This is a genomic window from Mesorhizobium sp. GbtcB19 (genome assembly GCF_019091085.1).
Classification (GTDB): domain Bacteria; phylum Pseudomonadota; class Alphaproteobacteria; order Rhizobiales; family Rhizobiaceae; genus Mesorhizobium.
Genome location: NZ_JAGXJY010000113.1, coordinates 1 through 496, shown reverse-complemented (window position 1 = coordinate 496; position 496 = coordinate 1). Strand labels below are relative to the sequence as shown.

At 68.1% G+C, this 496-nt stretch carries 1 protein-coding gene; it reads right to left on the bottom strand.

Features of this window, described 5'->3' with window-relative positions; all coding sequences use genetic code 11:
- A partial coding sequence (locus KVT37_RS31840; protein ID WP_217578969.1) for a hypothetical protein occupies window positions 1–496 on the bottom strand: 496 nt, incomplete at both ends.

Below are 496 nucleotides of genomic sequence, written 5' to 3'. Positions count from 1 at the left end.
AGCGGCCCGGTGCGCCCCACCCCCTGCACCGGGGCTGGCAGGCCCTCCCAGACAAAGGCGGTGCGCAGGATGGCGTGGCGATCGACCACGCGCTGCACCGCCGACAGATAGCGGTCCAGTTGAGCCCGATCGGCAAAGGCCATCTGGCCGCGGATCAGATAAGGATCGCCCTTCTGCGCCAGCAGATGGTGGAACAGAATGCCGTCCGGCAGCGGCGACAACGCATAGATGACCTGGACGTTGGCGACACCGCCCGGCACCGTGTCCACAACCCGGTCGATCTCCGCCTGACTGAGCTCCGCCAGCGGTACCATTGCCGGTGTGATCGTACGGCTCTCTCGTGTGATCCCGTTGGCGGGAACCACCACCTCGCGGCTGCGTCCCAGCTTCGTCGCGAAATCGGCCAGCCGGGGATGTTCGAACAGGTCCCGGATCGCCGCGCCCAGGCCGAGACGCCGCAGCCGCTCCAGCAGCTTCACCGCCAGCAGCGAGTGGC